This is a genomic window from Solidesulfovibrio sp. DCME, assembly GCF_049995385.1.
GTDB lineage: Bacteria > Desulfobacterota > Desulfovibrionia > Desulfovibrionales > Desulfovibrionaceae > Solidesulfovibrio.
In genome coordinates this window covers 1,945,572-1,961,415 of sequence record NZ_CP188261.1, presented here as the reverse complement: position 1 = coordinate 1,961,415, position 15,844 = coordinate 1,945,572, and the positions used below count along the sequence as shown (strand labels likewise).

The window sequence follows — 15,844 nt, the reverse complement described above, 5'->3', positions numbered from 1 at the left end:
ACGCGCAATGGCCGAAGCCCGGCGGCTTCGGCCATTGCATTTTCCCCCGGCGGGAGGTCCGGGAGGGGCCGCGCCCCTCCCGTCCGCCGGAGGCATCGTTTCGTCCTTCTCCCCTTCCCAGCTAATGCCGCGGCTCGGGCCGGAACTGCTCCTTGAGCAGCGACTCGGCCAGGGGGGCGGAATTCTCGTCGCGCCGGCAGAAGACCTTTTCCGGCTCGGGACAGACCAGAGCCTTGGACAGCACCTCGTCCATGCTCTCGACCTTGATGATCTCCATGTCGCTTAGAATGGTCTCGGGCACGTCCTTGAGGTCCTTCTCGTTTTCCGCGGGGATGATCGCCGTGCGGATCAGGCCCCGGTGGGCGGCCAGAAGCTTCTCGCGCAGCCCGCCGATGGGCAGCACCCGGCCGCGCAGCGTGATCTCGCCGGTCATGGCGATGTCGTTGCGCACCGGAATGTTTAATAGCGCCGAGATGATGGTCGTGGCCAGGGTGATACCGGCCGACGGGCCGTCTTTCGGGATGGCGCCCTCGGGCACGTGGATGTGGATGTCGATCTCCTTGTGGAAATCGGGCTTGAGGCCGTAGAGCCCCGAGCGCGAGCGCAGGTAGGAAAGCGCCGCCCGGGCCGACTCCTGCATCACTTCGCCGAGCTTGCCCGTGATCTCCACCTTGCCCGTGCCGGGCATGATGGCCGCCTCGACCATGAGGATCTCGCCGCCGACTTCCGTGTAGGCCATGCCGGTGCACAGCCCCACGCGCGGTGTGGGCTCCATTTCGCCGTGGCGGTGCTTGGGCACGCCGAGGTAGGATTCGAGGTTGTCCTTGGTGACGGGGTGGGCCTCGTCCTCGTTTTTGCCTTCCACGATCTTGCGGGCCACCTTGCGGCACACCGAGGCGATCTCCCGCTCCAGGTTGCGCACGCCGGCCTCGCGGGTGTAGCGCCGAATGACTTCCAGCAGGGCGTCCTCGGCGAAATCGAGGTTCTCGTCCTTAAGCCCATGCTGCTCGATGTTTTTGGGCAACAGGAACTTGCGGCCGATCTGCGTCTTTTCCGTCTCCAGGTAGCCCGGGATGCGGATGATCTCCATGCGGTCCTGCAGCGGCAGGGGAATCGAGTGCAGGGAGTTGGCCGTGGTGATGAAAAAGATCTTGGACAGGTCGTAGTCCAGGTCGAGGTAATGGTCGCTGTAGGCGGCGTTCTGCTCGGGGTCGAGGACTTCGAGCAGGGCGGCCGAGGGGTCGCCCCGGAAATCCATGCTCATCTTGTCCACCTCGTCGAGGCAGAACACGGGGTTGTTGAATTTGACGCGCTTGAGCGACTGGATGATCTTGCCGGGCAGCGCCCCGACATAAGTGCGCCGGTGGCCGCGGATCTCGGCCTCGTCGCGCACGCCGCCAAGGGACAGGCGCACGAACTCGCGGCCCATGGCCTTGGCGATGGACTTGGCCAGCGACGTCTTGCCCACGCCCGGCGGGCCGACCAGGCACAGGATGGGGCCCTTGATGCGCTCCACGAGCTTTTGCACGGCCAGGTACTCCAGGATGCGCTCCTTGGGCTTTTCCAGGCCGTAGTGGTCCTCGTTGAGCACGTTCTCGGCGGCGGCGATGTCGAGCTCGGCTTCCTTGTAGACGTTCCAGGGCAGGTCGAGGATCCATTCGACGTAGTTGCGCACCACCGTGTACTCGGCCGAGGACGGCGGAATCTGCCGCAGTTTCTTGATCTCGCGCAGTGTCTTCTCCCGGGCCTCCTCGGGCATGTTCTTCTCGCCCAGGCGCGCCTCGAATTCGGCCGCCTCGGCCCCGGGGTCGTCCTCGCGGCCCATCTCCTTGTTGATGGCCTTGATCTGCTCGTTTAAATAGTACTCTTTCTGGTTCTTCTCCATCTGCTGCTTGACGCGGTTTTTGATCCGCTTCTCGATGGAGGAGATTTCGATCTCGCCCTGGAGGAAGGCGTAGGCCTCTTCCAGGCGCTTGACCGGTTCGAGCTCTTCCAGCACGCCCTGCTTCTTGATGTAGTCCACCTTGAGGTGGGGCATGACCGCGTCGGCCAGCCGTCCCGGGGCGGTGATGGAATTGATGGCCAGGATGGTTTCCGGGGCGAGCTTCTTGTTGATGCGGCCGTACTGTTCCAGGGCTTCCTGGGTGGCCCGGATGAGCGCGTCGGCCTCGGCCCCGGCGGATTCCTCCTCGGGCACGCGGCGCACGGTGACCATGGGGTAGTCGGCGTCCTCGCCCACGCCCATGGTTTCGCTCTCCCACTCGGCCCGGTACAGGCCCTCGAACAGGACCTTGATGGTGCCGTCGGGCAGGCGCAGCATCTGGAGGATCTTGCTGACCGTGCCCATCTCGAAGAGGTCTTCGGGGGACGGCTTCTCGGTTTCGGGCGAACGCTGGGCGACCAGGAAAATCTTCTTGTCGTGGGCGGCCACGGCCTGCTCGATGGCCTTGATGGACGCCTCGCGGCCGACGAACAGCGGGGCGATGGAACGCGGGAACATGACCACTTCCCGCAGGCTCATCATGGGCAGACGTATGGTTTCGGCGGCGTACCGGTCATTGTCGAAAATAAAACCCGTCATGCAACCTCCCGCTTACGGGGTTTGACTCGGCGATTCGCGCCGGGCCGGCGAGGATTGCGGCCCGGCGGTTTGTTGCGGCAGGTGGTAGAGTAAGGCCGAAGCCGTCGTTGTCAAATGTGCCGCCGGCGGCGCTCAGGCCGACTTGACTTCCTGGTGGTAGAACAGCAGCGGTTCGAGGCCCTTTTCCACCACGGCCTTGTTGATCACGCACTCCTTGACGCCGGACAGGGACGGCAGCTTGTACATGATGTCGAGCATGATGCTTTCCATGACGTTGCGCAGCCCCCGGGCGCCGGTCTTGCGTTCGATGGCCTTCTCGGCGATGGAGTCCAGGGCGTTTTTGGTGAAGCGCAGCCGGACCTTGTCCAGCTCGAACAGCTTCTGGTACTGCTTGACCAGGGCGTTTTTCGGCTCGGTCAGGATGCGGACCAGGTCGTCCTTGCTCAGTTCCTCCAGGCTCGTGAGGATGGGGATGCGGCCGATGAATTCCGGAATGAGCCCGAACTTGATGAGGTCGGCCGGGTGGACCATGGACAGCATGCGCGACATGTCGTCGTCGTGGCGGGCCTCGACCTTGGCCCCGAAGCCCATGGCCGAGCCGCGCATGCGCTGGCCGACGATCTTGTCCAGGCCAATGAAGGCGCCGCCGACGATGAACAGGATGTTGGCCGTGTTGAGCCGGATGAACTCCTGCTGCGGGTGCTTGCGGCCGCCCTTGGGCGGGATGTTGGCCTCGGTGCCCTCGATGATCTTGAGCAGGGCCTGCTGCACGCCCTCGCCCGAGACGTCCCGGGTGATGGACGGGCTGTCGCCCTTGCGCGCGATCTTGTCGATCTCGTCGATGTAGATGATGCCCTTGCTGGCCGCCTCGATGTCGTAGTCGGCGTTTTGCAGCAACTGCACCAGGATGTTTTCCACGTCCTCGCCCACGTAGCCGGCCTCGGTCAGGGTGGTGGCGTCGGCGATGGCGAAGGGGACGTTTAAGATGCGCGCCAGGGTCTGGGCAAGCAGGGTCTTGCCCGAGCCGGTGGGGCCGATCAGGAGGATGTTGCTCTTGTCGATCTCCACGTCGTCGACACCGGCGGCGCCGGCGTAGAACACGCGCTTGTAGTGGTTGTGCACGGCCACGGCCAGGATCTTTTTGGCCTGGTCCTGGCCGATGACGTATTCGTCGAGGAGCCGCTTGATTTCGGCCGGCGGCAGCAGCTTGCCGCCCTCGGCCTCCTCGCTGACGGATTCCTGGGCGATGATCTCGTTACACAGCGAGACGCACTCGTCACAGATGTAGACATCCGGGCCGGCGATGAGCCGCTGGACCTCGTCCTGGTTCTTGCCGCAAAACGAGCAGCACAACTCGCCTGAAACGGTGCTCTTCTTCTTGGTCATACGGGAAAACCCACCCTGTCCGGCCGTCCGGACGTTTTGCCCCGGCCCAATGGGGCCTAGGCTTCCTCGGGTTCCTTTTTCGCCACAGGTTCCCTGGAGGTCAACACTTTGTCGATGAGGCCGTAGGCCATGGCATCCTCGGCGCTCATGAAATTGTCACGTTCGGTATCCACCTGGATCTTCTCGATAGGCTGGCCGGTGTGCTTGGCCATGATTTCGTTTAAGGCCTCGCGGATGCGCTTGGTCTCCTTGGCGTGGATCTCGATATCCGTGGCCTGGCCCTGGAAGCCGCCCGAAGGCTGGTGGATCATGATGCGGCTGTGGGGCAGGGCGTAGCGCATGCCCGTGGCCCCGGCGCTCAGCAGCAGCGCCCCCATGCTGGCGGCCTGGCCCATGCACAGGGTCGAGACCGGCGGCAGGATGAACTGCATGGTGTCGTAGATGGCCAGCCCCGCCGAGACGACGCCGCCCGGCGAGTTGATGTACATGAAGATTTCCTTTTCCGGGTCCTCGGACTCCAGGAACAGGAGCTGGGCGCAGATGAGGTTGGCGATGTGGTCGTCGACGGCGCTGCCGAGCAGGATGATGCGGTCGCGCAGCAGGCGGGAGTAGATGTCGTAGGCCCGTTCGGAGCGACCGGTGGTTTCGATGACAATGGGGATGGTGGTCATGTTGCTCCCGTTTCGCGCCGGAGGGCGTCACGTTTGGGACAATTTTGTCCGTTCACCGTAACCGCCGCGACCGCGGTCTTCGGGTTTGGGCCGGGTGGCGCGGCCTTGCGCCCACCCGGCCCGTTGGCTTCACATTCTTTATGCAAAAACGAGGCCGAGGCAGAGCCTAGTCGCGCACCCCGTAGCCCGAGCCGTCCTCGGCCTCCGGGGCGGCCTTGGCCTCGGGCACCTTGGTGACCAGGGCGTTGGCGTAGATGAAGTCGGCGGCCAGGTCCGCCAAAAGCTTGTCGCGCACCATGATCATGAGGCCGTTGTCCTCGTAGTAGCGCTTGAGCAGGATCACGTCCTGGCCGGTCTGGGTGGACAGGCGGTAGAAAAACGCGTCCATCTGCTGGGGGCTGACGCTCATCTCTTCCTTGGCGGCCACGGCGCCCAGGAAAATTTGCGTCTTGACCAGCTCCTCGGCCCGGGGCCGCAGGTCGGCCTCCAGGTCGGCCATGGTCTTGCCCACACCCTCCAGGCTCTTGCCCTGCCGCTCCAGCTTGTCCACGAACTCGTTGGCCATGCCGGCCAGCTGCTGCTCCACGGTGGAAGGCGGCAGCGGGAAATCGACCTGGGCCAGCAGATTGTCCAGCAGCTTTTTCTGGGCGGCGGAACGGTGCAGGTCCTGGCGCGATTTCTTGTAGGACATGGTAATGGCTTCGCGCATGTTGTCCAGGTTTTCGAAGTTGCCGGCCTTTTTGGCCAGCTCGTCGTTGATTTCGGGCAGCGTGCGCTGCTTGATGACGTGGACGGCCACCTTCATGGTCACGGTGCGGCCGGCCAGGTCGGTATTGATGAAGTCGGCCGGGAAGGTCATCTCGGCTTCGCCTTCGCCGCCGGCGGGCACGGTCTTGATCAGGGCCTCGAACTCGGGCAGGGCCTGGCCCTCGCCGAGCGTCAGCTCGAAGTTCTCGGCCCGCACGCCGGGCATGGGCTCCCCGTTCTCGAAAGCCTCGAAGGTCACGGACACGACCTCGCCGTCCACGGCCGGCCGGTTGTCGCTGATGGGCGTCACCTCGGCCAGGTTCTTGCGCACGCGCTCGATGACGGATTCGATGTCGGCCTCGCGCACCTCGACCTCCTCCTCCTCGATGGCCTGGCCCTTGTAATCGGGCAGGTCGAAGGCCGGGGCGTGTTCGAAGGAAAAGGTGTAGTCCAGCGGGGCGTCCTTGGCCAGGACGGCTTCGCTGACGTCGAGGCCGGACAGGGGCGACAGCTTCAGTTCGCCCATGATCTCGTTGATGTGGACGTTGATCAGGTCGGTGGTGGCCTCGGTGGTGATTTCCTTTTTAAAGCGCGACTCGATGACGCTCGACGGCACCTTGCCCTTGCGGAAGCCCTTGATGTCGGCCTTGGAGCGATACAGGGCCACGGCGGTTGCCAGGGCGGCGTTGGCCTCCTCGGCCGGGACGCTGACGGTGACCTGCGTTTTGACAGGCGAAAGTTGCGAGACGGTATATTCCAAGGCTTCCTCCCGGAGTATCGCCCCGGCCCTTTTTGGCGGGGCGGATTGCGGATCGTTTGGGGTAAATAGTCGCGGATACGAAATAGGCAATACTACAGGAAAGGTCGAGGAATGGGAAGGTGAAAAAGAGGCTTTGCCCGTGTTGCCGCAACCGGCCGCCCGGACAGAAGAAATCTCAGGAAATCGGGCCGTGGCCGCCGCCGCCCGGCGTCTCCAGGCGCAGCCTGTCCCCCGGGCGCAGCTTCACGTGGAACTTGGCCGGCATGACCATCTCCCCGGTGCGGCGCGTCACCGTATTGACACCCACCGCCCCCTCGCCCCCCCCGTCCAGCCCCCACGGGCCGCGCAGGCGCCGCTCGGACAGCACCGTCACCTCCATGGGCGCCAGGGCCTCGACCTCGCGCACGAGCCCTTCCCCGCCCCGGTGGGCGCCGGCGCCGCCGGAACCGTGGCGCAGGGCGTAGCGCGTCACCCGCAGCGGGTAGGCGTATTCCAGGGCCTCCACGGGCGTGTTGCAGGTGTTGGTCATGTGGGAGTGCACGGCCGACTGGCCGTCGCCCGTGGCGTGGGCGCCGGCGCCGCCGGCCAGGGTTTCGTAGTAGGTGAAGGGCGCCTGGCTGCGCGGGTCGCGCCCGCCCATGGCCACGTTGTTCATGGTGCCCTGGGAGGCGGCCGGCACGGCGCCGGGCAGGGCCGTGGCCAGGGCGGCCAGGATCACGTCCACGATGCGCTGGGAGGTTTCGACGTTGCCGCCGGCCACGGCGGCCGGAAAGGCGGCGTCGAGGAGGCTGCCGCGCTTGGTGCGCACGGTTATGGGGCGCAGGCAGCCGGCGTTGGTGGGCATAGCGCCGCCGGCCAGGGCCCGGAAGACGTAGAGGGCGGCCGACAGGGCGATGGCCCGCACGGCGTTGACGCAGCCGGCGGTCTGGGGGTCGCTGGCCGTGAAATCAAGTTCCGCCTCGCCGTCGGCCACGGACAGCGTCAGGCGCAGGGCCAGGTCCTGGTTGCCGGCGCCGTCGTCGTCCAGGAAGTCCTCGGCCGTGTAGTCGCCTTCGGGTATGGCGGCGATGGCGGCGCGCATGAGGCGTTCGGCGTAGTCGGTCAGCGCCTTGGCCATGGCGGTGACGGTATCGCGGCCATGGGCGGCGACCAGAGCTTCCATGCGGGCCACGCCGGTGGCGTTGGCCATGATCTGGGCCGAGAAATCGCCCTGGCGTTCATTGGGGGTGCGCACGTTGGCCAAAAAGAGGTTCATGACGTCGGGCACGATTTCGCCGCCGGCCACGATTTTCACGGGCGGTATGACGAGCCCTTCCTGGAAGATGGAGGTGGACAGCGGCATGGAACCGGCGGCCATGCCGCCGACGTCGGCGTGGTGGGCGCGGCTGGCCACGTAGAAAAGGGGTGTGTCGCCGCCGGCGAAAACCGGGGCGACCAGGGTGATGTCGGGCAGGTGTGTGCCGCCTTTAAACGGGTCGTTGAGCATGGCCATGTCGCCGGGCGCGAGGTCCACGGCCTCGATGACGGCGGCCACGGACAGCGGCATGGAGCCCAGGTGCACGGGGATGTGGGCGGCCTGGGCGACCATGTCGCCGCTTGCGTCGAAGACGGCGCAGGAGAAGTCGCGGCGCTCTTTGATATTGGGCGAATAGGCGGCCCGGCAAAGCGCCATGCCCATTTCCTCGGCCACCGAGGCGAACTTGTTCTTGAAGACTTCGAGCGTGATGGGGGTGATATTCATGGCAATCTCATTAATCTCCATCAATAAATTCACTTGTCAACACAATACGGCGAATGCTTCTCTTATCGTCAAAGGGCACAATCCAATCGCCATCATGAGTATCAGCTACAGAAACATAGTCCTTAGGTTGTCTTGATGTCTTTAGCAAGTCAACATAAGTTCCATAATCAAGCGTATAAATATTATAACGCTTTCCTGGATTATCCTTATCCGCATAGCCTCTCTGGACTAGATGGAGAATTCTCAAATCAAACAGCTTTTGTATGTTTGAATTTTTCTGAAGTTCTTTTGGCAACAAAAAAGATCGCGCACTTCTATGCCCAATAACTTCATTTATTATCTTTGACAACAAATCACGAAGCGGCGTATCTAGCGATTCGTTTTTATCTTTTTCAAACCATTCCCTTGCCGCCTCCAAGACAGATCTTTGATCTATACGCTCACGACCACGACGAACGGTATCAAAGAAAGCTATCGTAAATATATTAATCAAGTCTCGAACAACTCCCTCTGCGGCTCTAGCTAATTCGTTATATACCTTTTCTGTTGTAAATATACACCAAGCCAAACCCTGGCTTGTATCAATTCCGTATTCTTCGTCTAAATAGCCAGTTGGCAATTCACTTTTAATATGCCGGTAAACTATATCTAAAAAAAGATTTGAAATCTGCTCAGGGCTTCTATCATAAACATAATAGTCATCAATATCTAATGCTATAGAGATATCTGCTCCTGGCTCAAAACCCAGAAGACCACCCTTAAACGGCATATTAAACTCTGATCTATATTCTAATGAAGCTATTTTTACCACAACCAATTCATTGGCAAAAAAAGCTCGTTTAATAAACTCTGACAAATATGGCTGTATATCAAGGGGCAACGAAGACCACTCATCAACGAGTAACACAAGTCTATACTGCAAAACACTCAATATTTCTTTTACAAAATAATGTATATCTCCGAAAATAACTTTATCATCACGCTTTACCTTAAACTTCTCAGTGATGTCTTTACCAATTTCTAAGGAGCCACCCATATCTGCCTTTATAGACAAGCCAGTCTGACCTACTGCTACACCAGCACTAACATTCTGAGCGACTTTATCTTTCTCAATAACGACAACCTCTTCTCTGACAACATCTTCTTTGTCAGAACTAAATGCATTGGAAAGCTGAAAAAGAAGATCGAAAAGTCTTTCAGAGTTTTTCCCTGAAACCTGAGCTATCAAATCAAGCAACTCATTATGAATTATTTGCATAAAGTCTCGAAACAAAGCAAGGCACCTAACACGCATTTCATAAGTATCATCTGAAAATTGCGCAGTACTTCCGAGGACGCGACAATCAATATAGATTGCACTTGTATTAATTTCCTCCTCAAACTTTTTCTTCAACACCTTAAAAACGTGAGTCTTTCCCGTACCTCTCCGCCCATAAATAATTTGATTATTGTTGTTCTCTAGCTGAGGGATTATTCCTACATCAACATAAATATCAACAAGTTTCTCTATGTCACTTTGGCGTTCAGAACGTTGCAAAATATTCGACACTGCTCGATAAAATGTTTTATCCTTAAGAAGCAATTGAGCGATTTCATTTTCTTCATTTTCCATTGTTTACATCCTTTATGATGCGTCTAATACTGATCTAAATTTTACAAAGATACGCCGCAAAATCCCCAACATACGCCCTGCCCCCATGATGGGCGAACCGCCCCGGCACACTCACATACACCTTGCCCCCGATGTCGCACCAGCGTTTGCAAAACGCGTAGTCCTCGGGCAGGTAGTCGCGGGTTTGCCGGTCGATGGCCGTATCGAAAAAGGCGAAATTGTCCGCCGGTTCCTCGTTGGTGTAATTCCCGCGATAGTGCAAATCCGGATAGGCGTCCACAAGCCGCGTCAGCGCCCGGCGCGAGACCATCATGAAGCCCGTGGCCGCGTAGTCCACTTCCAGGAAACCCTTCTCGTCCATACGGCAGCCGGGTTTCACCTTGACGGCATAATCGAGGCTGGCCGCCTCGGCAACCGCCGGCGACGTGCCGGCGGGCATGGACATGACCCGGTCGAGCCGCAGCCCCTTGACCGGATAGACGCCGCAGGCCACGTCGTGCCCACTGCGCAGCAGGCGCACCACCATGGCCGGCTGGAACTCGATGTCCGCATCGATAAAAAGCAGATGCGTGGCCCGCTCGTCACGCAGGAATGCATTGGCGATGGAATTGCGCGCCCGCGTCACCAGGCTGTCGTTGGCCGGGGTCAGCAGCCGAAACGGCAGCTTCTCCCGGTTGAGCACGTCCTTGAGCGACAGCATGGACAGCATGTAGGGCAGCGTGACCACCCCGCCGTAACACGGCGTGCCGATGACGAGCATCAGCCGCGCCCTCCGGCGATTGTCACAGGATTTGCCACACCCGCCACCAATCGCGCCGTCGCCCCGGGCGACCCTTCCCGAGCCCCGCGCCAGGCCAGCCCCCTCCCCCCCCTTGGGGAGGTCCAGGAGGGGGTCACCCCCTCCTGGCCGCCGGAGGCATCCTCACCGAATCGCCCGCCGACGCCGGGCACCGCTAGCCGACCCGGGTGTCGATGACGAGGTTGCCGAACCCGTCGACCAGAGCCTCGGCCTTGGGCGGCACGAAGGTCGTGGCCGAGGCCTCGGCCACGAGCGCCGGCCCGAAAAGGCGGTTGCCGGGCACGAGCTTTTCGCGGTCGTACCACATGGCCGCGATCTCGCGGGTTTTCCAGACAAGCGGCTTCTCGCCGATCTTCGCGGCCTCGGCCACGGCGGCCACCCGATGCTCGGACTGCTCGAACACGGGCTTCTCGGTGACGCCCCGGGCCCGGATGCGCAGCGTCACCACCTCGATGACGGCCCTGGGGTTCTTGAAGCCGAAAACGGCCTCGTGGCGGGTATGAAAGGCCGTGAAGGGATCGGCCACGAGGCGGATGGGCAACTCGTGGGACTGGCCCCGGTAGCGCATGTCGAGCTGGCGCTCCAGGACGACCTTGGCCGCCGGCACGCCCTCCTCGGCCATGCCCTCGCGGGCCTTCTCCTCCAGGGAGCCGAACAACCCGGCCAGCTCGAAAATATCCACCTTGTCCGAGCCGAGCATGACCGTCTCGGAAAAATCCTTGACCACGTCGGCGCACAACATGCCCAGGGCCGAGAAAAGCCCGGGATGACGCGGCACGACCACCGTGCCCATCCCCAGCAGCCGGGCCAGGGAAACGGCATGCAGCCCGCCGGCCCCGCCATAGGAAAGCAGCGCGAATTCGGCCGGATCGTGGCCGCGCTCCACGGAAATGACCCGGATGGCCCGCTCCATGGCCGCCTCGGCCACGGCCACGATACCCTCGGCCGCCTCCACGGCGGAAAGCCCGGCCTCCCGGCCAAGGGTCTCGAACAGCGGCGGCAGGCGGTCGGCGAAAAGGCGCATGGCCCCGCCCAGGAAATGGTCCGGGCAAAGCCGGCCCAGAAACAGGTTGGCGTCGGTGACGGTCAGCCCCTCGGCCTTGCCGTAGCAGGCCGGCCCGGGATCGGCCCCGGCGCTTCGCGGCCCGACCAGCAGTGCCCCGCCGGCGTCCAGCGCCGCCAACGAGCCGCCCCCGGCCCCCACGGTGTGGATGTCGAGCATGGGCGTTTTGACCGTCAGCCCGGCAATGTGCTTTTCCATGGCCATGGACAGCATGCCGTCGAGCAGCGACACGTCCGTGGAGGTGCCGCCCATGTCGAAGGTGACGAGCCGGTCGAAGCCGGCCGCCTTGCCCACGGCAAGCGCCGCCACCACCCCACCGGCCGGGCCGGACAGGATGGTGCGCACGGCCTCGCGCCGGGCCACCGGCGCGGTGACCAGCCCGCCGCTGGACTGCATGACGAAAAGCGGCGCGCCCTCGGACAGGCCGGCCTCCAGCTCGCCCAGGTAGGCGTCCATGACCGGCGCCACGTAGGCGTTGGCAACGGTTGTGGCCGCGCGCTCGTATTCGCGAAATTCCGCCAGGATTTCACTGGAAAGCGAAACGGCGATCCCGGCCTCGGCCAGGGCCTGGCCGAGCAGCTTCTCGTGCTCGGGTTTGAGGAAGGAAAAAAGCAGGCACACCGCCGCCGAGGTCGCCCCGGATTCGGCCACGGCCTGGGCCAGTTGCCAGGCCTGCTCGGGGGAGAGGTCCTCGATGACCTTGCCCTCGGCCGAGACACGGCCCGGCACGCCGAAGCGCAAGGCCTCGGGCACGAGGCAGGCTTCCTTGCGGCTGGTCAGGTCGTAGATTTCGGGGCGATTCTGGCGGCCGATGGCAATGACGTCCTCGAAGCCGGCGTTGGCGACATAGGCCGTGACCGCGCCCTTGCCCTCGAGCAGCGCGTTGGTGGCCACGGTGGACCCGTGCAGGACCTTGCGCGGGCCAAGCCCCAGGCGGGCCAGGCCCTCCAGCACGGCCCGGGCGGGATTGTCGGGCGTGGACGGCAGCTTGACCACCGTAGCGCCCGCTTCCGTGTAACAAATGAGATCGGTAAACGTGCCACCGGTGTCCACGCCGACAACGGCCATCGGGCCTCCCTTCCCCCGCCCTTGGGCGCGGAGGCGTTACGGCTGGTTGCGCCATGCGTCCCTGCGGCCACCGGGCAAGCCAACGTCGCCGGTGAGCGGACGGCTTCCGCCGCGAAGTCGCCGGAAGGGCGCATGACCAGCCAAAGCCATGGCCCCGCCCTTCCGGAATAGCAGGCAAACGTTACAAATTGCTAGCCAAAAGCTCGCCGAACGCGGCGCAGCCGATGGTGGTCGCCCCCGGGATCTGGTCGGCCAGGTCCACGGTGACCTTCTTGCCGGAAATGGTCTTGTCCATGGAGTCGTGGATCAGTTTGGCGGCCTCGTTCCAGCCGATGTGCTCAAGCAGCATGGCGCCGCTTAAGATCAGGCTGCCCGGGTTGGCCTTGTCCTTGCCGGCCAGGGCCGGGGCGATGCCGTGGGTGGGCTCGAAAAAGGCCAGCTTCTCGCTCATGTTGACGCCGGGGGCCAGGCCGAGGCCCCCGACCTGGGCGGCCAGGGCGTCGGAGATGTAGTCGCCGTTTAGGTTCGTCGTGGCGATGACCGAATAGTCCTGGGGCCGCATCAGCGCCACCTGGAACATGTTGTCGGCGATGCGGTCCTTGATGACGATGGGCTTGGTGCCGCCGGCGGCGGCCTCCTCCTCGGTCATGGTCAGGTCGCCGAATTCCGTGGCCGCCACTTCGTAGCCGAAGGCCCGGAAGGCGCCTTCGGTGTACTTCATGATGTTGCCCTTGTGCACCAGGGTGACGCTGGGCCGCCCGGCGGCCACAGCGTATTGCAGGGCCTTTCGCACCAGGCGCTTGGAGCCGGCCGGGGTGATGGGCTTGATGCCGATGCCGGCCGTGTCGTCCACCTTGGCGCCGAGCTCGTCGCGCAAAAAGGCGATGAGCTTTTTGGCCTCGGCCGTGCCGGTGGCGTATTCGATGCCGGCGTACACGTCCTCGGTGTTCTCGCGGTAGATGACCATGTCCACGAGGTCGGGCCGCTTGACCGGCGACTCGATGCCCTTGAAGTACTTGATGGGCCGAATGCAGGCGTAGAGGTCGAGGACCTGGCGCAGGGTGACGTTGAGGCTACGGAAGCCGCCGCCGACCGGCGTGGCCAAGGGGCCCTTGAAGGCCAGTTCGGCGCCCTTGAGCGCATCCAGGGTGGCCTGGGGCAGATAGTCGCCGGTTTCCTTAAACGCCTTGCCGCCGGCCAAAAGCTCCGTCCAGACCAGTTTGCGGCTGCCGCCGTAGGCCTTGGCCACAGCGGCGTCGAGGACCGGACGACCGGCCTTCCAGACATCCGGGCCGATTCCGTCACCCTCGATCCAATATACCGTCTTTTCCATGCGCCTTCGCTCCTCACGGGAAATTTAGAACAACGCACGTCGATAAAAAGGGTTGCCGGCCTTTGTCAACCTGGCGGCTCAGGACTCGGGCGCGGGCGGCGAGGCGTAGCGCTTGAACTTGGCCGTGATGTTGTCCTCCAGCCAATGCCCGTCCCACCACTCGATGGGGATGACCGGATGGCCGGCCAGATACATGGCGAAATGGACCTGGTCGCCCGGGGCCAGGCCGGAGGTGCCGGTGGCGCCCACGAGGTCGCCCTTTTTCACCTCGTCCCCGACGGCCACGGCCACGGAGGACAGGTTGGCGTACAGGCTCTGCACGCCCATGCCGTGGTCCACGACCACGGTGTTGCCGTAGACGCCCAGCGGCCCGGCAAAGACGACCTTGCCGTTGTTGGCCGCCGGCACCGAGGCCTTGGGCACCGAGGCCAGGTCGATGCCCAGGTGCGTCTCCCGGGCGATTTCCTGGCCCTTGTAGGTGTAGATCCGGTCGGCGCCGAAGGAGCCGCGCACCACCGAGCGGGGCATGTAGACGAAGGCCCCGTCCCACAGCGGCGCCGCGGCGGTCTGGGCGGCCAGGCCGGCCAGGGTGGCGTCGTTTTGGCGACGCAGTTGCGCTTCCAACATTTTAAAACGTTCAACCGGATCGCGTACCTCCGGGTAGAGACCGGCAAAGGCCGGCAGGCGCGCGGCCAGAAACTCGTCGGACACCTCCACCCGCTCTTCGCGAAAACGCCGTTTGATGGCCATGTTGACGAAAAAACCGGTTTTTTCGTTGCCGGCCGCGTCCTCGACAAACAGGCGCGGCTTGTAGGCGTCGGCGTCCATGCCTTGGGGAAAGGCGAACAGGCAGGCGTATTGGCCGCTTTTTTGCTTGTAGCCGGGATAGAAGACATCGCCGACCACCACGCCGCTTCGCGTCACATCCTTGTTGACCTCGTAGATCACCAGCCCCACCCCGCCCTGGCGCAGGTAATGGGCCGGGGTGAGCGCCTTGACCGAGGGGGGGACCATGTCGAGGAGCATGCGTTGGGTGACGCGGCTGGTGTTGCCGGCGCCGAGGTTGGCCAGGGAGCCGTCGTAGGCGGCCACCTGCAACTCGAAGGCCCCGCCGCGCAGTTCCGAGCCCTCCAGGGTGAAGCGCTCGGTCACTTCCGGTCGGGGCGGGTCGTAGGTGCGGCGCAGGACATCGGCCCGGCGCTGGCCCTGGGTCACGGTGACGGTGAGGGAGCGGATGCCCGACTCCTCGTCGGCGGCGGTGATGGTGAAGGGGCGCTTGAGGGAAGCGGCGTCGGCCTGGGGGCTCAAGTTCACTTGCGGTTTCTTGGCGTCCTTGAGAAAAAGGTAATAGCCGGCAACGCCCGCCAGCACGAAGGGCGAAGCCAGGAGCAATCCGGCCAGGATGGTGAAAAGCGGCCCGATGCTCCGGCGTCCTTTGAAGGGCTTTTTAATGCGCATGCGTTCCGTATCCCCCGGCGGCCGTATCGCGACAGTATAGGACAGGCCGTGGCCGCGGGCAAGACGCCCCGAGCCCGGCCGGGCAAAGGAGGATTTCCATGGAGCAACCGAACAACGCGCCAAGCCCGGGAGGGAAACGGGCACCGCTTTTGTCCGTGGCCTTGGCCGGCCTGGCCCTTTCGGCCGTGGCCCTGTCCCACGGAACCGTGATGGTGCGCCAGCGCCTGGCCGCCCTGCGCCATGACGCCGCCCGGCTGGCCCAGGAAGCCGTCATGCGGCAGGAGGGCGAGAAACGCCTGGCCAGCCTTTTTACCCTCGACGAGGACCAGCGGCGGCGGTTCACCCTCACGGCCACGGCCTACTGCCCACTGTGCGGCTCCGAGGACGGCCAGCCCCAGCCCACGGCCCGGGGCGGGGTGGTGCGGCCCGGGCGCACGGTGGCCGTGTCCCGGGACCTCAAGCACCTGCTCGGCCGCCGGGTCCTGGTCGAGGGCCTGGGCGTACGGGTGGTGGAAGACCTCATGCACCCCCGCTTCACCGACCGGCTGGACCTGTGCCTCCCCGACAAGGAACAGGCCCTGGCCTTCGGCGTCAAGCGCCTGGAACTGGTCGTTTTGGACTGATC

At 63.3% G+C, this 15,844-nt stretch carries 11 protein-coding genes; 1 reads left to right on the top strand and 10 read right to left on the bottom strand.

From position 1 onward, the window contains the following. Window positions 1-121: 121 nt before the first annotated feature. The 10 genes from lon to ACP59X_RS08335 all read right to left on the bottom strand — a co-directional run bounded on the left by lon (window position 122) and on the right by ACP59X_RS08335 (window position 15,219). Window positions 122-2,581 (bottom strand): endopeptidase La, encoded by a 2,460-nt coding sequence (gene lon / locus ACP59X_RS08380; protein WP_428567754.1) that lies wholly within the window; start codon window positions 2,579-2,581, stop codon window positions 122-124. Between the two features lie 132 nt (window positions 2,582-2,713). Beyond that, window positions 2,714-3,967 (bottom strand): ATP-dependent Clp protease ATP-binding subunit ClpX, encoded by a 1,254-nt coding sequence (clpX, locus tag ACP59X_RS08375; protein WP_428567751.1) that lies wholly within the window; start codon window positions 3,965-3,967, stop codon window positions 2,714-2,716. A gap of 56 nt (window positions 3,968-4,023) precedes the next feature. Next, window positions 4,024-4,638 (bottom strand): ATP-dependent Clp endopeptidase proteolytic subunit ClpP, encoded by a 615-nt coding sequence (clpP, locus tag ACP59X_RS08370; RefSeq protein ID WP_428567744.1) that lies wholly within the window; start codon window positions 4,636-4,638, stop codon window positions 4,024-4,026. A 166-nt stretch (window positions 4,639-4,804) separates the two neighbouring features. Beyond that, window positions 4,805-6,145 carry a trigger factor gene (gene tig, locus ACP59X_RS08365; protein WP_428567740.1) on the bottom strand — a complete coding sequence of 447 codons (1,341 nt, stop codon included), beginning with the start codon at window positions 6,143-6,145 and terminating at the stop codon, window positions 4,805-4,807. A gap of 175 nt (window positions 6,146-6,320) precedes the next feature. Continuing rightward, window positions 6,321-7,886, bottom strand: a complete 1,566-nt coding sequence (locus ACP59X_RS08360; protein WP_428567737.1) for a hydantoinase B/oxoprolinase family protein — start codon at window positions 7,884-7,886, stop codon at window positions 6,321-6,323. A gap of 10 nt (window positions 7,887-7,896) precedes the next feature. After that, on the bottom strand, window positions 7,897-9,498 hold the full coding sequence (locus ACP59X_RS08355; RefSeq protein ID WP_428567735.1) for an ORC-CDC6 family AAA ATPase: 1,602 nt from the start codon (window positions 9,496-9,498) through the stop codon (window positions 7,897-7,899). A gap of 34 nt (window positions 9,499-9,532) precedes the next feature. Continuing rightward, window positions 9,533-10,258, bottom strand: coding sequence for a hypothetical protein (locus tag ACP59X_RS08350; RefSeq protein ID WP_428567732.1), 726 nt, complete (start codon window positions 10,256-10,258; stop codon window positions 9,533-9,535). A 193-nt stretch (window positions 10,259-10,451) separates the two neighbouring features. Further along, on the bottom strand, window positions 10,452-12,428 hold the full coding sequence (locus ACP59X_RS08345; RefSeq protein ID WP_428567729.1) for a hydantoinase/oxoprolinase family protein: 1,977 nt from the start codon (window positions 12,426-12,428) through the stop codon (window positions 10,452-10,454). 181 nt (window positions 12,429-12,609) lie between these two features. Then, window positions 12,610-13,761: an NADP-dependent isocitrate dehydrogenase gene (icd, locus tag ACP59X_RS08340; RefSeq protein WP_428567727.1), complete on the bottom strand. Its 1,152-nt coding sequence runs from the start codon at window positions 13,759-13,761 to the stop codon at window positions 12,610-12,612. Between the two features lie 78 nt (window positions 13,762-13,839). Beyond that, on the bottom strand, window positions 13,840-15,219 hold the full coding sequence (locus ACP59X_RS08335; protein WP_428567724.1) for a M23 family metallopeptidase: 1,380 nt from the start codon (window positions 15,217-15,219) through the stop codon (window positions 13,840-13,842). A gap of 98 nt (window positions 15,220-15,317) precedes the next feature. Here ACP59X_RS08335 and ACP59X_RS08330 point away from each other — a divergent pair, with 98 nt between their 5' ends. Then, on the top strand, window positions 15,318-15,842 hold the full coding sequence (locus ACP59X_RS08330; protein WP_428567721.1) for a 3D domain-containing protein: 525 nt from the start codon (window positions 15,318-15,320) through the stop codon (window positions 15,840-15,842). Window positions 15,843-15,844: the final 2 nt, after the last annotated feature.